This window comes from Stenotrophomonas sp. 05L44_2 (assembly GCF_056665995.1).
Genome location: NZ_JBFTNR010000211.1, coordinates 1 through 5,601, shown reverse-complemented (window position 1 = coordinate 5,601; position 5,601 = coordinate 1). Strand labels below are relative to the sequence as shown.

Below are 5,601 nucleotides of genomic sequence, written 5' to 3'. Positions count from 1 at the left end.
GCGCTACCCGATGACGAACCCGGCCAGCGCCTCGGCGCAGTCGCGCTCGTCCTTGAACTGCAGCAGGTCGTCGGCACGGGTGCGGCCACGGTTCAGCGCGGCCACCGGCAGACCCGCCTTGGCCGCGGCCTGCACGAAGCGGAAGCCGGAATAGACCATCAGCGAGGAACCCACCACCAGTACTGCATCCGCCTGCTGCAGGTGCTCATGCACCGCAGCCACGCGTTCACGCGGCACGTTTTCGCCGAAGAACACTACGTCCGGCTTCAGCAGGCCACCGCAGTGCGGGCAGTCGGGCACCGCAAATGCGGAGAAGTCGGTTTCCAGATCGGCGTCACCGTCGGGCGCGATACCGGCCTGCAGCAATTCCCAGCCGGGGTTGGCCTGCAGCAGCCGCTGCTGGAACGCCTCACGCTCGCTGCGGCGTTCGCAGCCCATGCAGCGCACCAGGTCCAGGCGGCCATGCAGGTCGATCACGTTCTGGCTGCCCGCGCGCTGGTGCAGGCCATCCACGTTCTGGGTCAGCAGCACCTGCAGCTTGCCGCTGTCCTCCAGTGCGGCCAGCGCCTGGTGGGTGCCGTTGGGCCGGGCCTGGCCGAAGCGCGGCCAGCCCAGCAGGCTGCGCGCCCAGTAGCGTTGGCGGGTGGCGGACTCGCCCATGAAGGCCTGGTAGGTCACCGGCGGCGTGCGCTTCCACTGGCCATCGGCATCGCGGTAATCGGGGATGCCCGAGGCGGTGCTGCAGCCGGCGCCGGTCAGCACGAACAGGCGCTGGGCGCGGTCGATGAAGTCGGTGAGCGGCGGGGTCATGGCAGCCAGATGGGGGCGCACCGGCGCCCCCGCAAGCATCGGCTCAGGCCGCCGGCGCGCCGGGCAGCTGCGGCACGGTCACCGGGTGGCCATCGTCGCCCAGGGCGATCATCACGAAGTGGCCACGGGTGCACAGCTTGCGCTCGCCGCTGTGCAGGTCCTCGGCGATCAGCTCCACCTCGACCTTCATCGAGCTGCGGCCGACCTCGACGATGCGGCCGATCGTTTCCACCATCTGGCCGATGCGGATCGGCAGCTTGAAATCGACCTGGTCGCTGCGCGCGGTCACCACGGTGCGGCGCGAATAGCGGGCGGCGGCGAGGAAGGCGGCCTTGTCCATCCATGCCAGGGCCTGGCCACCGAACAGGGTGCCCATGTGGTTGGTGTGGTTGGGAAAGACGATTTCGGCCATGCGCACTTCGGTCGGCGGCACGGTCTCGGGGATGGGGGTCATGGGGGCGGTTCGGGTGTGGGGTGAGACGGATTTTAAGGCAGGTGGTGTGCAGGCGGCGCTACACTTCGGCACCCCCCACTGCGTGAACCCACCATGCCCGCCACGTCCGACCTGCTGGCCTTCGCCCTTGTCTCGCTGGCCATGGTGCTGACGCCCGGGCCGAACATGATCTACGTGATCTCGCGCTCGATCTGCCAGGGCCGCATGGCCGGGCTGATCTCGCTGGGCGGGGTGGCGCTGGGCTTCGTGTTCTACATGCTGTGCGCGGCGCTGGGCATCACCGCGCTGCTGATGACCGTGCCGTTCGCCTACGACGCGCTGCGCATCGGCGGCGCGCTGTACCTGCTGTACCTGGCGTGGCAGGCGCTGAAGCCCGGCGGCCGCTCGCCGTTTGCGGTGCGTGACCTGCCGGTGGACGGCCCACGCAAGCTGTTCGCGATGGGTTTCCTGACCAACGTGCTGAACCCCAAGGTCGCGGTGATGTACCTGTCCCTGCTGCCGCAGTTCCTGCACCCGGACAGCGAGGGCAGCGTGCTGATGCAGTCGCTGGTGCTGGGCTCCACCCAGCTGCTGGTCAGCGTGAGCGTGAACGCGGTGATCGCGATAATGGCCGGCAGCATCGCCGGCTTACTGTCTGCGCGCCCCACCTGGCAGGCGGTGCAACGGTGGTTCATGGGCACGGTGCTGGCCGGCCTGGCCGTGCGCATGGCGGTGGATGGGCGGCGGTAGCGGTAGGCCATGCCCGGCGGAATGCGCACGGCACCATGAATAACCTTCCGCGCTGCGCGCTCGCCAGGCGTGGCCCGGCGCTACCGTAAAAACGAAAAACCCCGGCGTTGGCCGGGGTTTTCGCGACAGACCTGATTGGATCGATCAGAAGTTCATGTCGAAGGCAACTTCGCCCTTCACGCCCACCTGGTAGGCCGAGGCGCGGCGTTCGAAGAAGTTGGTCAGTTCCTGCACGTCCTGCAGTTCCATGACGCTCAGCGGGTTGCGCACGTTGTACTTGCGCTCCATGCCCAGGCGATGGAAATGGTTGTCGGCGCAGTGCTGCAGGTACTGGCGCATGTCACGGGTGGAGATGCCTGCCACGCCACCGGACAGCACGTCCTCGGCGAACTGCACTTCGCACTCGATGGCCTCGGCCAGCATGTCATAGACATCCTGCTTCATCTTGTCGTCAAACAGGTCCGGCTCTTCCTCGCGGATCACGTCCACGCACTCGAAGGCGAACTCCATGTGCGCGCTTTCGTCGCGGAACACCCAGTTGGTGCCCGAAGCCAGGCCGTTGAGCAGGCCGCGCGAACGGAAGTAGTACACGTAGGCGAAGGCGGCGAAGAAGAACAGGCCTTCGATGCACGCCGCGAAGCAGATCTGGTTGAGCAGGAACTGGCGGCGCTCTTCGCGGGTCTCGATGCGCTTCAGGTCCTGGATCGAATCGATCCACTTGAAGCAGAAATCGGCCTTCTTCTTGATCGAGTCGATGTTCTCCACCGCGGCGAAGGCTTTGACGCGCTCGTCCGGATCCGGCAGATAGTTGTCCAGCAGGGTCAGGTAGAACTGCACGTGCAGCGCTTCTTCATACAGCTGGCGCGACAGGTACATGCGCGCTTCGGGCGCGTTCAAGTGCTGGTACAGGTTCAGCACCAGGTTGTTGGACACGATCGAATCGCCGGTGGCGAAGAAGGCGACCAGGCGGTGGATCAGGTGGCGCTCGCCCGGCGACATCTTGCTGTGCAGGTCGCTGATGTCGATCTGGAAGTTGATCTCTTCCACCGTCCAGGTGTTCTTGATCGCATTCCGGTACATGTCATAGAACTGCGGGTAGCGCATCGGGCGCAGGGTCAGTTCAAAACCGGGATCGAGCAGCATCTGCTTGGGCTTGTCGGCCATGGGTGTTTCCTTGTCTTCTCGGGTCATAACGCCGGGCATGGCCCGGCGCTACCTTGGTATTTCCGTAGTCGGGCAGCAGTGCCGACCAACGGTCGGCACCCACCGCGCGTTAATCCACCGCGCGGTGTTACTGGCAGGCTTCGCAGGCTTCCGGGTTCTCCAGCGAGCAGGCGATGGCCTCCTCCGGGCTGAACACCTTTTCCGGCGCAGCGCTGGCCGTGTGGCTGACAGTGGTCTTGGCGATCTTGGTGGCCGGACGCGAACGCAGGTAGTAGGTGGTCTTGATGCCCTGCTTCCAGGCGTACATGTACATGGAGGACATCGCGCCGATGCTCGGGCTTTCCATGAACAGGTTGAGCGAGGCGGACTGGTCGATGAAGGCACCACGGTCGGCGGCCATGTCGATCAGCGAACGCATCGGCAGTTCCCATGCGGTGCGGTAGACGTGGCGCAGCGTTTCCGGAATCTGGGTGATGGCCTGGATCGAACCGTCGGCCAGCTTGATTGCATCGCGCATTTCCGGGGTCCAGTGGCCCAGCTTCTTCAGCTCGTTCACCAGATAGCGGTTCACCTGCAGGAAGTCACCGGACAGGGTCTCGCGCTTGAACAGATTGGACACCTGCGGTTCCACGCACTCGTAGCAGCCGGCGATGGAGGCGATGGTGGCGGTCGGGGCGATCGCGATCATCAGCGAGTTGCGCAGGCCGTGTTCCTTGATGCGTTCACGCAGGGCATCCCAGCGCGCGGCATCTTCCGGCACCACGTTCCAGGCGTCGAACTGCAGCTCGCCGCTGGCCGCACGGGTGTCGGCGAAGGACGGGTGCTTGCCGCGTTCCTGGGCCAGTTCGACCGAGGTTTCCAGCGCGTGGAAGTAGATGGTCTCGGCAATCTTCTTCGACAGCGCGCGGGCTTCGGCGCCATCGAACGGCAGGCGCTTGCGGAAGAACACGTCCTGCAGGCCCATGCAGCCCAGGCCGACCGGGCGCCAGCGCAGGTTGCCGCGGCGCGCCGATTCGATCGGGTAGAAGTTCAGGTCGATCACGCGGTCCAGCTGGCGCACGGCCAGGCGCACGGTGTCGGCCAGCTTGTCGAAATCGAACTCGCCGTTGCCGTCGAAGTGGTTGCCCAGGTTGATCGAACCCAGGTTGCACACCGCGGTTTCTTCAGCCGAGGTGACTTCCAGGATCTCGGTGCACAGGTTGGACAGGTGGATCACGTTGCCGGCGCGCAGGGTCTGGTTGCTGGCGCGGTTGCACTTGTCCTTGAAGGTCATCCAGCCGTTGCCGGTCTCGGCCAGGGTGCGCATCATCCGCGAGTACAGCTTGCGTGCGGAGATGGTGCGGTTGGCCTTGCCCTGTGCTTCGGCCTGCAGGTAGGCGGCCTCGAAGGCTTCGCCGAACAGGTCGGTGAACTCGGGCACCACGCGCGGATCGAACAGCGACCATTCCTGGTCAGACTCGACACGCTTCATGAACAGGTCCGGGATCCAGTTGGCCAGGTTCAGGTTGTGCGCACGGCGCGATTCGTCGCCGGTGTTGTCACGCAGCTCGAGGAAGTCCTCGATGTCGGCGTGCCAGGTTTCCAGGTACACACAGGCCGCGCCCTTGCGCTTGCCACCCTGGTTCACCGCAGCCACCGACGAATCCATGGTCTTCAGCCACGGCACGATGCCGTTGGAATGGCCGTTGGTCGACTTGATGAGCGAGCCACGCGAACGCACGCGGGTGTAGCTGACGCCGATGCCGCCGGAGAACTTCGACAGCTGGGCGATGTCGCCGTACTTGGAGTAGATAGATTCCAGCGAATCCTGCGGCGAGTCCAGCAGGAAGCACGAGGACAGCTGCTCGTGGGTGGTGCCGGAGTTGAACAGGGTCGGGCTGGACGGCAGGTAGTCCAGGTTGCCCATGCGCTTGTACAGCGCCAGGGTTTCCGGCACATCCTCGCTCAGCGCGCTGGCGATGCGCAGGAAGAACTGCTGCGGGGTCTCGATCACCTTGCGGGTGTGCGGGTGGCGCAGCAGGTAGCGGTCGTACAGGGTACGCAGGCCGAAGTAATCGAAGTTCAGGTCCAGCGAGATGTCGATGGCATCGTTGAGCTTGCGTGCGTTGGTCTGCACGAAGTTCAGCAGGCGGTCGTTGATCAGGCCCACTTCGTGGCCACGACCCACCGACTGCGAGAACGCGTGGATTTCCTGGTTGGACACTTCCTTGGCGATGAAGTTGGCCAGCAGGCGCGCGGCCAGGCGGCCGTATTCGGGTTCTTCGCCGATCAGCAGCGCCGCGGTGCGGATGGACAGTTCGTCCAGCTCCTGGGTGGTGGCGCCGTTGTACAGGCCGGAAATGGTGCGGGTGGCCACGCGCATCGGATCGACGGCGTGCAGGCCCTCGGAGGAACGCTGCACCGCGCGCACGATCTTGTTCAGGTCCACCAGTTCGGTAGTGCCG

The 5,601-nt window shown here is 65.2% G+C and carries 5 protein-coding genes; 1 reads left to right on the top strand and 4 read right to left on the bottom strand.

Annotated elements, in window-relative coordinates:
* Positions 1 to 3: 3 nt before the first annotated feature.
* Together AC1VAN_RS09255 and AC1VAN_RS09250 are read right to left on the bottom strand one after the other, a co-directional pair.
* A complete protein-coding gene (locus AC1VAN_RS09255; protein WP_442251483.1) occupies positions 4 to 810 on the bottom strand; it encodes an NAD-dependent protein deacetylase in 807 nt (268 codons plus the stop codon).
* 43 nt (positions 811 to 853) lie between these two features.
* Positions 854 to 1,264 carry an acyl-CoA thioesterase gene (locus AC1VAN_RS09250; RefSeq protein ID WP_025875773.1) on the bottom strand — a complete coding sequence of 137 codons (411 nt, stop codon included), beginning with the start codon at positions 1,262 to 1,264 and terminating at the stop codon, positions 854 to 856.
* A gap of 93 nt (positions 1,265 to 1,357) precedes the next feature.
* On the opposite strand from AC1VAN_RS09250, the gene AC1VAN_RS09245 reads away from it, so the two are divergent.
* Positions 1,358 to 1,993: a LysE family translocator gene (locus AC1VAN_RS09245; protein ID WP_442251484.1), complete on the top strand. Its 636-nt coding sequence runs from the start codon at positions 1,358 to 1,360 to the stop codon at positions 1,991 to 1,993.
* A 144-nt stretch (positions 1,994 to 2,137) separates the two neighbouring features.
* Here the strand turns inward: AC1VAN_RS09245 and AC1VAN_RS09240 are convergent, their stop codons facing one another.
* Together AC1VAN_RS09240 and AC1VAN_RS09235 are read right to left on the bottom strand one after the other, a co-directional pair.
* Complete coding sequence (locus AC1VAN_RS09240) at positions 2,138 to 3,157, bottom strand: ribonucleotide-diphosphate reductase subunit beta (RefSeq protein ID WP_480985683.1); 1,020 nt, start codon at positions 3,155 to 3,157, stop codon at positions 2,138 to 2,140.
* A gap of 127 nt (positions 3,158 to 3,284) precedes the next feature.
* Positions 3,285 to 5,601: ribonucleoside-diphosphate reductase subunit alpha (locus tag AC1VAN_RS09235; protein ID WP_480985682.1), on the bottom strand; the 2,317-nt coding region annotated here is incomplete at its 5' end.